The sequence below is a fragment of the Pedobacter agri genome, from assembly GCF_032678665.1.
GTDB classification, from domain to species: domain Bacteria; phylum Bacteroidota; class Bacteroidia; order Sphingobacteriales; family Sphingobacteriaceae; genus Pedobacter; species Pedobacter agri_A.
Genome location: NZ_JAVTSH010000005.1, coordinates 260115 through 275795, shown reverse-complemented (window position 1 = coordinate 275795; position 15681 = coordinate 260115). Strand labels below are relative to the sequence as shown.

Sequence of the window (15681 nt, the reverse complement as noted above, 5' to 3'; positions counted from 1 at the left end):
TGAATTTTGAGTGAGTGAATTAGTGAATGTGTCACGAAAGTCGCTATTCAAGATTCTATCATTTTTTAATTAGTAAATGAGTGGGTTTTGAATGATTGAATGTTATAAGCAAATCGCCATTCAAAATTCAATAATTCAATCCTTCTCTCATTCAATCATTACTTTGACGTCCGCCCTCCTCGCTTCCGGAAAGACTTTCAAAATTGCTATTTTTCCGTTTTTCAATTCTACTTCTACAGTGGTTTGATATGGCGCATGTAACTTAAAATGTACATCCCAATCTCTAGGCCATGCAGGGAAAAGATAAATTTTCTTGCCGTCAACCTGCATTAACATTTCCTGCAAACCAATCATGCCCGAGCCTCCCCAATTATGGTCTGGAGTCCAATCGAAACCAGGCCCCCAAAATGCCGGAAATCTTCTGCCTGAATCTTTCAGTTTTGCTGTTGTTAATTTAGCTGCCTCCTCAGTTAAGCCCAATCTAGCGGCAAAAATATTGTCTTGTTTCCAACCTACATGACTCCTGAATTTCAAAACATCGGTATCTAATTGGTAAGTATTAATTGCCGTATCTAAACCTGGCTTTCCCACTCCGTAAATTCCCCATGGATAAACCGGGTACAATTGCGGGCTTTCTGTGTTGTTAATGCGCTCCCAAAGTTTTGCAGGCGCAATGGTGGTATGACCATCAAATGCTCTGAAATTTATTGGCGGAATGGTTTTTAGCATCTCCTGCCAACCTGCCTTTTGTTTTTCAGATAAACCCGGAAACTCAATTAATCTTTCTAAAACGGTTTTTAAACCAGCGATTGTCGAGGTAGAATTATAAGCCATTTTATAAGTTTCAGCTCCTGAACCCGGATATAAAACTAAATGACCGTTTGCATCTAATGATTTCGCCCCTCTTTGTTTAGCCAGATAAGTATAATGTTCTTTAAAAAATGTTAACGAGCTTTCAATTAATGGAAGATATTTTTCAATGTTTGCTCCGTGATATCTTTCCGTTTCCAGAATCATCATGCAAAACTCCAAAACGGTATCCCATTCGTATTCCAGCCAGGCATTGTATTCCATGCCTTTGTTAAAATTAGCTGGGCGTTTCCAGCCATATTCCGCAGGGTTTGGTAATCCAAAATTTTCTAATTGTTCGGTAAAACTGGCACCTTTATGTCCCCATGCAGCTTCTGTTCTGATTTCAGCATTCTTTAATAAATCAAGATAAAAATCAAATTGCGGCTTCATCATATTGAAATCGCCACTTTTGAGCATAGGCCAATACACCAACCGCTGATTTTGAGCCGTATGTGTGCCGCCACCCCAATTTCGGAAGTCGGGTGTATATCTTAAAGCGGTATCTGTGAGTTGAGGATCGAAAGTAAATAAACCACCATTAAACTTCGTTGGGTAATTACCGAAAGCATTGCAGCCCAACATGTACCGGAAAAGCTGGTAGTTTTTGGCCGATTGGTTCGCGGTTTCATCCTTAGCGTTGATGTTAATGAAACTCTTTTTCCAGAAATCATTCCACCATTTGATACTGGCTTTCTGGTCGCCCTTGTAAGGAACTGCTTTTAATTTCTGTTCCCATTCCTGAATGGAGGTTGATTTTGAAGTATTTAGTGTAATCGTAATTTGGGAAAATTTAACAGGCTTTTTGCTCTTTAATGTCCAACCCTGGAATGCCGTATTTAAATAACTTCCCTTGTAATTTCCTGCAGGAATCATGTGATTACCCTGCATCAAGCCGCCAAAAATCAAGTCTTTTAACGGATTGAATAACTCAGATTTTCGATCATCCAGACCTTGCTGCTTTACGGCTACATCAAAAACGGTTTCAGCTTTATTTTGATGATAAAATTGAACTCCATTATTTTTAAAGGCAATTTCATCCATAAAAGTTTTCACAACACCTTGCGGCGCCCATTTATACGAATTCTGGTTATTCTCTTTGCCTTTAGTAATCCGGTCTTCAAACCTCCAGCTTTCGTAACTGGCTTCGGTAGAGATGTTTTGATTGGATTGCACATCAAGATGAACGACCGGATTAAAAACATCGACCCAAACTTTTATTTTTGTGTTTAGTTTATCATTCGAACCGCTGATTTGGGCGTATCCATCTTTTAAAATCAATTCTTGTTTAAATGTTTTACCTTCAAATGGATTTGGACTAAGTTTCAGTTTTACCCTACCCAATTTAAGCAGCGTATTGTTTTCATCGAAAGTTCCGCTACGTGATAAATAAAGATAAACATCTCCTTTTTCTACCCAGAGATTTAAACCTACATCACCTCCGCCAACAGGCATTGATTCTGAAGAATTTTGGCTTTGAGAGGTCCACGTAATGTTTTCTTGTGCATGAGTTGTGGAGATAAACCACAAAGACACTAAGAACACAAAGAAGAGGTTTACCGTCTTTGTGTATATTAGATATTTCAAAACCGTGTTTTTCGGCATTATATTCTTTGTTTCTATTTTAAATTTGTCATCATTGCGAGGTACGAAGCAATCTATTAGTGAGATTGCTTCGTGCCTCGCAATGACGTTATCATCAATTATCCCAGTCATCCGTTCTGAATGATGAAACCGGTAAACCATCATTTCCAAATAAATCGCCAATAACAAAATCTTTAAACGCATAACGAACTGCAACAGGGTTTTTTACCTGTTCAGCTGAAACAGTTATACTGCTTCCTGTTATTACTGCTTTCGCAGGATAAAATTTCTTGTCCGCTCCTGCAACTTCAAACAGACACAGTTCTTTGCCGAATGAAGTTAAGCCATTTGGTACATTTTGAAACTTAATTACTGCTTTATTTTTATCGATGGTTAGCGATTCATAAGTTGGACTTAATGCACCAAAACCTTTAATGCCATAAGTTTGAGCCAAAGCAAGATACGCTAATCTTTCGCCTCCTTGTCTTTTGCCTGCCGGGTGGATTGATTTTTCTTCACCAATATCCATCAAAACTGCCATGCCAGAATTTGGAATTTTAGCGAGCGATTTACGCTGCGCATCTCTTAAAAAAGCTGAATTGAATTTCCCTCCAACATGATAAGGTGGCAATTGTGCATAATTGTAAGGAGCAATCTGGGCATAATAAAAAGGGAACTCACCATGATCCCAATTTTTTCGCCAGGAAGAAACCATCGCCGGAAACAATTCTTCGTAGCGATCAGGTCTTTCATAATTGGATTCACCCTGGTACCAAATGGCGCCCTTGATTCCATAACCCATCACCGGATAAAGCATTCCATTATACAGCGTCGTTGGTGTCCTGCTTACTTCTTTAATGGTATCGCCCTTTGATGGAATTTTAACTTCAGGAAATGCTTTCAAATCTTCGGGAGACATCCAGGCTTCGATTGAAGATCCACCGTAGCTGTCATTGATAATCCCAATAGGAACATTTAACAATTCACTTAATAAAGCACCAAAATAATAGCCGGTTGCACTGAAATTTGAAACCGTTTCGGGGCCAGCAAGTTTCCATGGAGAGGGTTTGCTGTTTTCTTGTTTTTCGATGATCGAAGAACGTGGAACGGTGTAAAGTCTGATATTTTTGTTTGACGATTTTAAAATGGCTTCATTTGAACCTATGATAGGCTGACTTTTGAAACCTTTCATCGGCATCTCCATATTCGATTGACCACCACAAAACCAAACTTCACCAATTAAAATATCGGTTAAAATTAACTTCTCACCATCATTGAGTTCAATATCGTAAGGTCCGCCGGCTGCTGGTGTAGCCACTTTAATTTTCCACTTTCCATTCTGGTCAGCAATAACCGAATAGTTTTGCTTATTCCATGATGTACTGATTTTTACTTTGGTGGATGGTTTTGCCCAACCCCAAATGGCTACGTTGCTTTGTTGTTGCAAAACCATGTGGTCGGTAAAAATAGAAGCTGGTTTTACTGTTGCAGCTGCAATGGCGCAAAAAGCAAGGTTTAAAAATACGATGAGTTTTAGTTTCATTTTATTATTTTCAAATTTTTAGTCGGTCGTCACCCTGAATTTATTTCAGGGTCTTAAAAGCAAGTCTTTCTTCAATAGACCTGCTGATCCCGAAAGTTCGAGACAGCATAATGACATCCTAATAATCCGTCTGTTTACTTAATCTAATTCCTTTTATTGTTGATTTTTAATTCATTCTGTCTTTAATCTTACCATCTAAGACATCTTAGAACACCTAAGTCAATATCAACTAAGATGAACTTACCTGTCTTAGATGGTTAAGTTTTTTATACTTGCCTTCATTGCGAGTTACGAAGCAATCTAGCTATCAGAGATTGCTTCGTACCTCGCAATGACGATTTACTTACTAACCGGTAACCAAACCGACATTTCTGAATGACCACGATTGCCCCAGGCAAAATATGGCACCAGTTTTATTTCGGTTTCCATATTGTTGGTATTAACCGGGCGATACAAAACGTTCTTCCAGCTATTTGGCTCAACAACTTTAGCATTACCTACCAGACTCATCATCTCCGCTCCATCGATGCTAATTGGTTTTGCTTCAAATTTAGTTGATGTTGGTACAAAAGCGTTAAAGATACTCTTCCCCGGCAAATCAGTTGATTCCAGGCAGTACACTATCGGTCCGCGTTTAACGGCAATTTGGTTTCTATTTTCTTCAACCAAAGGATTAGCTTCAATCAACGTAGCATCCATCGGGAGATTCAATTCGATTACATCGCCTTTTTTCCAAACCCGATTAATTTCTGCGTAAGTTCCTGAAACAACTTTAATGTTTTCTGGCTTTCCATTGATGCTGATTTGCGCATGCTGCGTCCATGCCGGGATTCTAAGAAACAAAGAATATGGTTTATTTCCAATCTCTTTCACAGCGATTTTAATCTTTCCATCCCATGGATAATTGGTTTCCTCTGATAGAGAAATCTTACTTCCATCAGCTAATTTAGTAGTTAAATTATTACCGCCATACAAATTGAACCACAAACCTTTATCCGAAACGCTATAAGCATAATCGCTCACTTCAGCAATAGTCCTTACCACATTTGGCGGGCAACAATTTGATAAGCCAATGTACGGCACTCTGTCTTTCGACCAGCGCTGTTTGAAAGGCAAATCATCCGATTGTGCCAATGGATTAGTGTACAAAAAGTTCTTTCCATCAAGGCTGATTCCAGATAAAACGCTGTTGTGCAAAGCCAATTCCATTACATCCGCATACTTGGCATCGCCAGTAATTTGCAGCATCCGCCAGTTCCAAAGCACATTACCAATATTGGCGCAGGTTTCGTTGTGCGCAGTAAAGTTTGGCAATTGAAAATCGCGACCGAAAGCCTGATGAATTTTCTGAACATCGGCAGGATTATACGAAGTGCCATCTGGTGATGTTCCATCATAAAGCGAACCACAACCACCTGTAATGTACATTTTATGCTGATTTACGTCATCCCACATCAAATTCAACGTATTTAAAAGCGAATCTTTACCTGTTTCAGCATACAAATCGGCAACACCTGCATACAGATAGTTTGCCCTTACCGCGTGTCCCATCGCTTTTGTTTGTTTCAGGAATGGAATCCTGTCCTGATTATCATCTGTTCCATCATCAATTTTGCCCTTTATAGCGATTAAATGTTGAGCCAGTTCCAGATAACGAGGGTCGTTTGTGGTGCGGTACATTTCAACAACGCCCATGTAATGCGATGGGCAAATGGCGTTCCTGGCCAACGTTGGCGATGCTGATTTGTAAAAATTGTACAGGTAATCTGTTGCTTTTTTGGCTATATTAAGCAAAGTAGTTTTGCCTGTTGCCCGATAGTGAATGCAGCCAGCCGTCATTAAATGGCCGATATTGTAAGATTCGAAGCTTAACCGATCCTGAAATTGGTTTTTAGAACCAGTTTTACGTTGCTCAATCATCGTCTTGGTATAGATGTAACCATCTTCACGCTGCGATTTCCCAATCACAACAATAGCTTTATCCATCATTTCATTCAATTTTGGATTTTTGGTCGAAGCATATAAACTTGCCACAGCTTCCAGGGTTTTGTAATAATCGCCATCATGGAAAGACGGACCAGCATGTGAGCCCGTATCTAAACCAGCCGCAATTTCAAAGTTTTTAAAAGCATGACTTATTTTAGGGTCGTTATAAATTGCCCACATGTTCGGCACCATGGTTTCGGTTGCCACCCTAAATCTGTCGGCCCAAAAACCTTTGGTCCAGGTCACATCGCTCATGTTTACGCTATGCAGTTTGGCATATTTACTTTTCGAGGTATTAACAAGCGCTTTATCTTGTGCGTTGGTTTTTAGTAAACAGAAGAGTAGAATTAATATTCCTATAATCCGGAAATAGAATCGTCTTTTCGACTGAAACGCAGTGAAATGGAGAAATCTTTGAACTATACCTATCGAAAGGTTCAAAGATTTCTCGACTTCGCTCGAAATGACGATAATAGCTTTTCTTTTTAACAACTGAAATTGTGGAACGCTATTCTTTTTAATCGCTAATAAATCTCTCATCATTTTCTTCAATTTGTATTACAACTGGTCCAAATAAACCAGCAGGATTTAAAGGCTTCCCTTCCAACCTGAAAGGCGCTGTAGTTTTGGTAAGTCTTTTATTTTCTGGTAATTTACTATCGCCAATTAAACGGTTAGCCCAGGTATTCACAACCTCAATGGTAATTTCATTTTTACCTTTTTTAATCGCTTTGCTGATGTCCAATCGGTGTGGTGCAGTCCATAATGTACCGCAGTTTATACCGTTAATTTTCACTTCTGCCATGCTCGAAAATCCACCTAAATCAATCCACGCATTTTTTGTATCTCCTTTGTAAGTGAAGCTTTTTGAATAAACAGCCGTTCCGGAATAGTACTTAATTGAACTATCGGGATGTTTCGTCCAATCCATTAGCTCCTTAAAAATAACAGCTTTTGAGGGGCCGTGATAAGCAGAATTAAATTGAACCTGCCAATCTTTAGAAATATCCTGAATGGTTTTAAACTTATCAGAATTTAGCCCGGTTTGCAGTTGATTTAAATTAGTCTTTTCCTTAAAGATTGCGAACAAAGAGCCATTTGCCGGCAGTCTTAAATTGAAATAAGTTCTACCATCATTAATCGACCAGCTTTTTAGAGCGATTGTATCGTTACTAACCGGATTGTAAATTTTCGGTACCATTCCACTTATTCTGAAAGAAAAATTAAATGCTCTTTCTTTAGCCTCTTGATTGGAGATGAAGTAAATATCAGAATCGTCAGTTTTTCTATGTGAAAATGTTACATTTTTTGTTGGCTGAATTACAGAATTTAATAGCGAAGGAATTTCAGTGATATCCAAATCCTTTTCCAAACCCAAGCTATTGAAATCGTTACCTTCAAATGGTGCTCTGTAGATTTGACCTAGACCTAATTTTTTAAGATAGATTGGTCGCCCGCCGCTTTTAAATGATTCAAAATTACCTCCCCAAATTTCTTCAACCAGATTATCAAATTCCGATGATTTAATTTTCTTTAAACCAGATTGATACAATGGCTTATCTGCAACAATCACTTTAGCACCCGCTTTAATCAAATCATAAAGTTTTTTGACCACCTCATAACTCATGTATTGATAATTCGGGTTCATTTTCATCACCCCTGGAATAACTAAGATTTTATATTTTGAACCACTTTCAAAAACCACTTCGTCATCTTTTACAGTAGCAGTGCTCAATACATCTGGATTGAAACTATCATAAGCATAACCACGTAACGGATTTACCCAATTTTCAGGGTCGGCCATGTTTGCAGAATGTGTAACACCTGCAGGCATTTGCCTTAAAGGTTCTTCAACATTTGCCAAACGTTTCCTTTCAGCTTGTACCACATCATCGCCAAAAATCCCAGGTAAAGTTTCTACTAATCGATCAGGCAAAACCGAACGACGAGGCAATTCTTCGCCTGTAAAAACGGCTATGTCTACTACGGGTTTTCCTTGCTGCAATAGATTTTGTGTTCGCTCTGCATAATCTACCCAGGCTTTACCAAGTTTCCACCAGGTTTGGTCGCGTTGAAAATACAAACCTACGCCATCTAAGGTTACGCCAGGTTTTCTATTGGTAAACGGATTTTGAACGAAAACGTGATAGACCAGTTTGTTAATTCCCAATGCATAATTTCTATCCTGTAAAGTTTTCATATTCGCAGGACTTTCATTCCAATCCATCCGAACAGTGGTAAAAGCTTCTGCCTGAATAATGTTTTTACCATAAATGTGAGCACCTGAAATGGCATCAAGCATGTCATTTGGCTTATCATGGGTTGGGCTGTTTAACCAAAACTCTCCCATCGGCACATCAACCGTTTTGTAATGCAATAAACCATCGCTCATCATGGTTGGGGCAATACTTTCAGCTGTAAAAGTTACACCCTGCTCCTTTGCGAGAGCCGCTAAGGTTTTGTAAAATTGGTCGACAACCAACTCAGAGATTGTTTTTCTAACATCATATAAAAATCCTTCAGAAACTTCTGCACTTTCTACAGGCAGGCCCGTCATGATTGGTAAATAAGGCGTTAAATCATATCCTCTGCGCTTTAAAAATTCAGCTTTAAACAAAGGCGACCAATTCTGGCTGCCGCATTCCCAACTATCGACATGAAAAGCACTCAAAACTCTTTTTGCAATTTCTGGTCCACCATGTTTGATGGCTTCACCATACCAACTGTTAAACTGCAACTTCACTGCTTCCGGATTAAATTTGTCGCACTCTAAGCCTTTTCCACCACCTGCTGTTGCATTCATGTGTCCGGTTGAGGTATGTCCAACCCTTAAAATTGTCCAATTTCCTTTTGGGGCTTTCCAGTTTAAAGTTCCATCTGGATTCAATTTATCCGTTAGGTTGATCATTTTATTTAAAGGAACACACAGGTTTTTCGCGATTTGCTCATTGGTACTTCTTTTACTTATTCTCCAAACCGAACCGTTTTTGCCTTCAAACTGATTAATTTGTGCTTCGGCAGATAATTCGAGGTTAACCAATTTTAGAGATGGCTTCCATTTCGCAGCGTCTAAATCTTCAGCACCTGGCTCAGAGCCCTTTTTATCGTAAATAAACCTGAAGTATTTAGCCGTAGTAGGCTTGATGGAATGTGTTACATCTTCGTCCGTATCCTGCCATCCGTGGCGTGGGGCTTCTAATCTCCCGGCAGAGCGAAAGTTTTTTCCATCATCACTTACTTCTAGTGCCAATCGTTGCGCCTGATAATTATTTCCGCTGATTTTAATAGTAACCGTACGGCAGGTGAATGGCTTTTCGAATCCGTATTGTATGTAGCAAGGTTCACTGGATCCGAAACTTTTCTTATTACCTGGTTGAACCAAACCAGTGGCATCGGCACCGTTACTCGCCATAATTTTGGGAACAATTGTTCTTGTTGAAACATTTTCGCCAACTGGCGATGGATAAGCATAAACTGCGATATCTTTATAATAATTTTCTTGATGTTCTGGTTTAGGTAAAATTATTTTATTAATTGAATTATTGATACTTAACTTTGACCAAACTACTTTTTGCATCGAAAGTTCCGGTGTAATCCAGGGACCTCCAGCCAAAGCAAATCCATCACTCACATGCATACCTATTTTAAGGTTCAGGCGTTTAGCTTCATCCATTGCAAATTCCACTAATTTCCACCATTCTGGTGTTAACTGAACTGCTGGAGGTGAATAAACAGGAGTTTTATCCGGACCTTGAATACTCATTAAATAAGCACCTGCAATTCCATTGGTCTTCATGGCTTCCAAATCGGCAGTAATGCCCTCTTTCGAAACTGCGCCTTTAACCCAATACCAAAATACCCATGGTTTTGTATTTTCATTCTTTTGTGCATAAAGCTTAAAGCTAAATGCACAAAGCATTAATAACAGGAAGATTTTGCTAACCTTAAATTCCATTTTTAGTTGTTTACCACTAAGTCACAAAAGACACTAAGTTGACTGCGTTATAATCTTTAATTTCTTTGTGTTCTCCGAGTCTTGGTGGTTATTTATATTGTTTTATGGGCAATTTTATATCCCCTTAATCCGAAGTACAGGATAATCAAATAACAAACCAGAGGGATGCTATAGCCAATTTGAATGTTATCGCCATACATATCGATAAGAGAACCCATTCCAAAAGGTAATATCGCTCCGCCAACAATTGACATGATTAACCACGAAGAACCCGGTTTTGTATCTTCTCCAATACCATCAATCCCCAACGCAAAAATGGTTGGAAACATAATTGACATGAAGAAACCTAATCCGCCGAGCGCATAAACGATCACTACACCGCTTCCGGTAATGGCAACGATGCTTAATAAAACCGAAATGACTGCGTAAATAGCCAACAGTTTGTTTGAGGCAATAAATTGTAAAAGTGCTGTTCCTGCAAAACGCCCAACAGTAAACAGCAAACCATAAATGGCCAGGTAAGATGCCGCTGTTTTTTCATCGAAACCGCCACCCTGTTGTGCCATCCTGATAAAGAAGCTGGTTACGCAAACCTGAGCGCCAACATAAAAAAACTGTGCAATAACCGCCCACCTTAAATGCTTGTGGCGTAATGCGCCAAAGAAACTTCCTTTTGCTTCCCCATCAACACTTTTGGTTTTAATTTCCGGCAGGTGAATGAAATAAAATATTATTGCGATCACCAATAAAATGATACCAAGTGTAATGTATGGTGTTTTAACGGATGCAGCCTCTTCCAGAAAATAACTGTTTCGGCTGGCTTCTGTCATTGCAGCAAGCTCTTCCTTAGTATGCGATTTTCCTGAAAGGATAAACAAACCACCAATAAGTGGCGCTACCATTGCAGCTAAACCATTGAACGAGGCTGCCAGATTTAAACGGCTGGTGGCTTTCGATGGGTTACCCAAAACTGCCGCATACGGGTTTGCAGATGTCTCGAGCATGGTTAATCCGCAACCAATAATAAAAAGTGCAATTAAAAAGGTGATATAAGATAAATTATTTGCAGCCGGAACGAAAAGAAAGGCACCAAAGGCGAATGCCAGCAATCCCGAAATCATTGTGGCTTTGTATCCCCACCTTTTCAGGATCATACCTGCAGGTATAGCCATTAAAAAGTAGGCAAAGAAAACCGAAGTATCAATTAGTGTTGATTGGCTGTTACTTAAATTACAGGCTTTTTTGAGGTGTGGAATTAAAATCGAATCGAGATTATGCGCCATGCCCCAAAGAAAAAATAAGCTTACCACTAATATAAATGGCAGTAAGTATCGTTTTCCTGATGATGGATCGCCTTCGGTAATGATTTCTGGTTGTGTGTTGTGGTTCATTATATTTGGTTTATTTTGGTCAATAGTTCATTGGTTCATTAGTCAATAGTTCATTGGTCATTAGTCAATAGTTCATTGGTCATTAGTCAATGGTTCATTGGTTCATTAGTTTAATTAGCAATTTTAACTAATGAACGAGTGAGCCAATGAACGAGTGAACTTATTTCTTCTTCACTACAAGTAAATGGTCGCAGACTAAAACAACATCCCCATGTTGGTTAATAATTTCTACGTGTTCGGTAACGGTTCCGTATTCTGGTCTTTTACTTTCTCCTTTTTCAGAAATCGTGATTTCAGAATGGATGGTATCGCCAATAAAAACAGGTTTTACGAAACGCAATTTGTCATAACCTTTAGACATGGCTTCCGGATTAATCTCGGATGCGGTTAAACCGATTCCAATACTAAAAATCATCGTTCCGTGGGCAATACGCTGTTTAAAAGGTTGCGTTGCGCACCATTCTGCATCCATGTGATGCGGGAAGAAATCGCCAGTATGGCCAGCGTGAACCACAAAATCTGTTTCTGTTATCGTACGACCTAAGGTTACACGTTTATCTTGTAATTGGTAATCTTCAAAAAATGTTGATTTGAAATACATAATTTTAATTCTTTACAGCGTGGTATTTTACAACCATTTATTTTTTTTTGTCTTAGCCAGACGGGCTTTTTTCTTTTGACCGCAAAAGAAACAAAACTCCCAGCTTAAAATTTTTCTATTTAAGCCACTGCTTTGGCTTTGACAATGCATCCCTAATCCCGTACGTACGGGATGTTAGGCTGGATTTCAGCAAAACGATTTTTAGTGCTTTGGCCTTTCAACATGCAAATAGCGTGTGCACCCAAATTTTTTACTTTTTACTTTCAACCTTTAACTTTCAACTTTTAACTCAAAACCCGAAACCTTAACCCCTCCAATGTCACTCGATTGGTACGCACTTTCTACAACCGCCATCGTTTGGATCACATCTTCTACGCTGGTATGCAATACATCATCGCTTCCTTCATTGTAACGCATTAAATTTGCCATTGTACCTATAAACGCTTCTGGAAACCAGGAACCCTCTAATTTTACCCTTTGCCATTCATGTGCTTTTCCTTCTTCAACAATACAATATTCAAAAACATCAGGCACACCGTGTGGATAATCCATTAGCAAACCAATTTTAGCTACAATTGCTCCTTCGGTTCCCTCCCATTTTATGTAGCTTTCCTGGTGATCTGAACCGAAATCATGGTCGTGATTGGTGTTTATGACTGCATGCATCGTATCGCCATAATCAAATAAAATGGTAGAGCGAGAGGATGACAAACTTTTGGCAGGATGTTTTAAGGTTTTTGCCAAAACGCTTTGCGGATTACCCAAAAATGAACGGATTAAATCAACGTAGTGAATGCTGTGGTATTGAATTTCCAACCTCGGATGAATAATCACATGAGGAAAAATTTCCCAGGGCGTTTTAATTGTTACGCGAACTTCCATATCGTACAGTTCGCCAATTAAACCTTTATCAATCAAATATCTCGCTGCACTTACAAAAGGCGCAAAACGCAACTGGAAGTTTATCGCTGCCTTCAAATTCTTTGCCCTGCATAATTCCAAAATTTCATTTGCCTGTGCAAAATCATCGCCCATTGGTTTTTGAATCAACACCGCACTACCATCAGGTAACTGATTTAAAGCATCTATATATTGTGCAGGCATGGTTGTTAAATCATAAACCGCATTTGCTGGTGCATTGGCCACAGCTTCCGCAACGGTGTTAAATACGTTGGGAATGCCAAAGGCATCAGCTAGTTTTTGCGCTCTTTCTTTGGTTCTGTTTACAATTCCAAAAACCTCGAAACCTGCAATTTTATACGCAGGTAAATGCGCATCGGCGACAATTCCTCCTGCACCAATAATGATGATAGGCTGCTTCGTTTTTGGTAATTCTGGTTTATATTTTATATCAATACTCATTTATCAATTTCATTAATTTGGTTTTGAGCAAGCTGAATCAATTCCGAACTTGGCGTATCGGTATTGATTGCCTGTAAAACCATTTTATCAATTATTGCCGCAATTGCAGCCCAGTTTTCTTTTTGCGGAAGTGTTCTTGCCACTTCATGCAACTTTTCCAATTTATGGTAATAAGGTATAATTCTGTTGATTTCAGCATCTTTCCAGGTTGAGATTCTACAACCAATCCCACCTTCTAACGTGAGCTGTCTGTCTTGCTCTTCGGCCATGGCAAAGCGAAGAAAATCGTATGCAATTGTTTTATTCTTGCTGCCTTTGGCAATGGTATAAAGCCAGTAAACATTCAAAGATGCGGAGTTTTTATCAGCTACAGATGGCAATAAATCAACTTCAATTTTACCTTTAACTTTTGAATTTTCATCTACTTCACACATTGCCGCAAAACCAAACCAGTTAATCATCATCGCGGCTTCGCCTTGCGAAAAAGCAATTCCTGCAGCTACAGATTCAAATTCAGAAGATTTTGGATGAACAGCAGTTTTATCATTTACGATTGTTCGGTAGAAATTTAAGCCATCGACTGCAGCCTGCGTATTGATTTGGATGAAACCATTTTTATCAACCAAACTCCCGCCTCGGGTCCACAATTGTAAACAGAAATCGAAAACGGCATTATGTCCATCAGGGTAACCGGCAAAGATACTTCCATATAGATGATCCGCAGGGCGATGAAAAAACTGTGCCACCTGATGAAAATCTTCCCAGGTTTTTGGAACTTCTAAAGCTTTTCCAAATTGTTGAAGATAATTTGCCTGTTCAGTTTCGCTTTCAAATAAATCTTTTCGGTAAATGAAACATTCTGGCCCATCGTGAAAGGGCAAACCTACCACTTCCCAACCGAAACGCTGCAAACCCAACAGTGATTTGCTCCATCCCTGTGGAAAATGCTGTGGTTTATTTCTATTGATGTATGGATTTAAAATTTCTACATCCTGATTGGAATAAGCTTCCAGAATCCAATCGGTGCTGATGTGCGCAATATCGAAATTTCCGTTTGCCAAACCTTTCTGTGTAATGGCTGCATCGTAAAGTTCATGCAAATCCATCACCACCATTTCCAGCTTTAACTTACAGCCTGAAAACGCACAAAATTTGTCCCAGAATTTCTGCATGGCAGATTCAAAAGGTGCAAATTTACGAACCGCAATCCTGAAAGTGTCTAGCTGATTATGCATTTGCAGTGGTATTCTGGGTAATAAATTCTTTAATGATTTTCTCGTTGTCCTGACCCAATTTTGGCGAACCTTTGGATGACATTAAAAGCTCTCCGTCAATGCGAATCGGGCAACGTGTAGTTTCATATTTGTAGCCATCAACCATTTCAACCTCTTGAACCATATTCAAAATCTTGAAACCCTCGTGAGCCATTAACGCGTTCCAATTCATAACATCGGCACACCAAATATCTGCTGGTTCTAAAATAGAAAGCCATTTTTCAGTCGTGTTTGATAAAAGATGTTCAGCTAAAATTGTCTTAATTTCATCGCGTTTATTGAAAGCCTCACTTGGTTCTAAATAATCTTCGAGTTTCTCGCAACCCAATAACTTACCAAGTTGCGGGATGGAGCCCATCGCCAAAGCTAAATATCCGTTTTCTGTTTGATAAATTCCATACGGAGCACCCAAATATGCGTTTGCATTGTTGTTTTTCGAACGCTCTGGCAGTGCGCCACCATCGTTCATGAAGGTGGTAATGGTTTCAAACTGAAAATCGTAGGCTGATTCCATCATGCTCACTTGCACAAAACCGCCTTCATTTTTTATCGCTTTGCGATACAAACAGGCTAGAAGCCCTTGAGCCAAGTGCGCACCTGCCAACATATCCACAATCGACAAACCCATTGCAACCGGGCCGCTATCGGCATTTCCTGTTAGCGAAGTTAAACCTGTTACCGATTGTAATAACAGATCCTGACCAGGTTTATTTTTCCATTCAGTTTCTGTTCCATAACCAGAAATTTCGCCATAAATAATGGTTGGATTTATTGCTGTAACAGATGGATAATCGAAACCTAAACGTTCCATTACGCCTGGACGAAAATTGTGAATCATGACGTCCGCTTTTTTTAGCAGCTCACGAACCATTTCACAGTCCTCTTCATTTTTTAAATCAACTTCAAAACTTTCTTTATTCCTGTTGATGGCATGAAAAACCGATGATTCGCCATTCATAATCAAGTTTGAGGTGTAAAGCGTACGGCAAATATCGCCCACACCCAAACGTTCAATTTTGATTACGCGGGCACCCATATCTGCCAAGCGCAAGCTCGCCGATGGCCCGGAAAGAAACTGGCTGAAATCGATAACTAAATAATCTTCAAGCGGTCTCATAATATTTTATTTTTTAACA

9 protein-coding genes are annotated in these 15681 nt (G+C 39.3%); all 9 read right to left on the bottom strand.

All coding sequences use genetic code 11. The annotated features are described in order from the left end of the window. Positions 1 to 147: 147 nt before the first annotated feature. The 9 genes from R2Q70_RS12360 to R2Q70_RS12320 all read right to left on the bottom strand — a co-directional run bounded on the left by R2Q70_RS12360 (position 148) and on the right by R2Q70_RS12320 (position 15662). Positions 148 to 2436 carry a DUF5703 domain-containing protein gene (locus R2Q70_RS12360; protein ID WP_316807888.1) on the bottom strand — a complete coding sequence of 763 codons (2289 nt, stop codon included), beginning with the start codon at positions 2434 to 2436 and terminating at the stop codon, positions 148 to 150. A gap of 112 nt (positions 2437 to 2548) precedes the next feature. Then, positions 2549 to 3976 carry a sialate O-acetylesterase gene (locus R2Q70_RS12355; protein ID WP_316807887.1) on the bottom strand — a complete coding sequence of 476 codons (1428 nt, stop codon included), beginning with the start codon at positions 3974 to 3976 and terminating at the stop codon, positions 2549 to 2551. Between the two features lie 339 nt (positions 3977 to 4315). Next, the gene (locus R2Q70_RS12350; RefSeq protein WP_316807886.1) at positions 4316 to 6505 is read right to left on the bottom strand and encodes a glycoside hydrolase family 127 protein; all 2190 of its coding nucleotides are present in this window, start codon (positions 6503 to 6505) and stop codon (positions 4316 to 4318) included. Continuing rightward, positions 6480 to 9917 (bottom strand): glycosyl hydrolase, encoded by a 3438-nt coding sequence (locus R2Q70_RS12345; RefSeq protein ID WP_316807885.1) that lies wholly within the window; start codon positions 9915 to 9917, stop codon positions 6480 to 6482. The genes R2Q70_RS12350 and R2Q70_RS12345 overlap by 26 nt, the downstream gene beginning before the upstream one ends. Before the next feature lie 92 nt (positions 9918 to 10009). Next, complete coding sequence (gene fucP, locus R2Q70_RS12340) at positions 10010 to 11308, bottom strand: L-fucose:H+ symporter permease (protein ID WP_316807884.1); 1299 nt, start codon at positions 11306 to 11308, stop codon at positions 10010 to 10012. A gap of 160 nt (positions 11309 to 11468) precedes the next feature. Next, on the bottom strand, positions 11469 to 11909 hold the full coding sequence (locus R2Q70_RS12335; protein WP_316807883.1) for a MaoC/PaaZ C-terminal domain-containing protein: 441 nt from the start codon (positions 11907 to 11909) through the stop codon (positions 11469 to 11471). A 270-nt stretch (positions 11910 to 12179) separates the two neighbouring features. Continuing rightward, a complete protein-coding gene (locus R2Q70_RS12330) occupies positions 12180 to 13271 on the bottom strand; it encodes a Gfo/Idh/MocA family oxidoreductase (RefSeq protein WP_316807882.1) in 1092 nt (363 codons plus the stop codon). Continuing rightward, positions 13268 to 14506, bottom strand: coding sequence for an extracellular solute-binding protein (locus R2Q70_RS12325; RefSeq protein WP_316807881.1), 1239 nt, complete (start codon positions 14504 to 14506; stop codon positions 13268 to 13270). The genes R2Q70_RS12330 and R2Q70_RS12325 overlap by 4 nt, the downstream gene beginning before the upstream one ends. Continuing rightward, positions 14499 to 15662, bottom strand: a complete 1164-nt coding sequence (locus R2Q70_RS12320; protein WP_316807880.1) for a CaiB/BaiF CoA-transferase family protein — start codon at positions 15660 to 15662, stop codon at positions 14499 to 14501. The genes R2Q70_RS12325 and R2Q70_RS12320 overlap by 8 nt, the downstream gene beginning before the upstream one ends. Positions 15663 to 15681 lie beyond the last annotated feature (19 nt).

Coding starts and splice junctions, on each gene's coding strand:
- R2Q70_RS12355 (WP_316807887.1), bottom strand. CDS start 3,976: ATGAAACTAAAACTCATCGTATTTTTAAACCTTGCTTTTTGCGCCATT.
- R2Q70_RS12350 (WP_316807886.1), bottom strand. CDS start 6,505: ATGATGAGAGATTTATTAGCGATTAAAAAGAATAGCGTTCCACAATTT.
- R2Q70_RS12345 (WP_316807885.1), bottom strand. CDS start 9,917: ATGGAATTTAAGGTTAGCAAAATCTTCCTGTTATTAATGCTTTGTGCA.
- fucP (WP_316807884.1), bottom strand. CDS start 11,308: ATGAACCACAACACACAACCAGAAATCATTACCGAAGGCGATCCATCA.
- R2Q70_RS12335 (WP_316807883.1), bottom strand. CDS start 11,909: ATGTATTTCAAATCAACATTTTTTGAAGATTACCAATTACAAGATAAA.
- R2Q70_RS12330 (WP_316807882.1), bottom strand. CDS start 13,271: ATGAGTATTGATATAAAATATAAACCAGAATTACCAAAAACGAAGCAG.
- R2Q70_RS12325 (WP_316807881.1), bottom strand. CDS start 14,506: ATGCATAATCAGCTAGACACTTTCAGGATTGCGGTTCGTAAATTTGCA.
- R2Q70_RS12320 (WP_316807880.1), bottom strand. CDS start 15,662: ATGAGACCGCTTGAAGATTATTTAGTTATCGATTTCAGCCAGTTTCTT.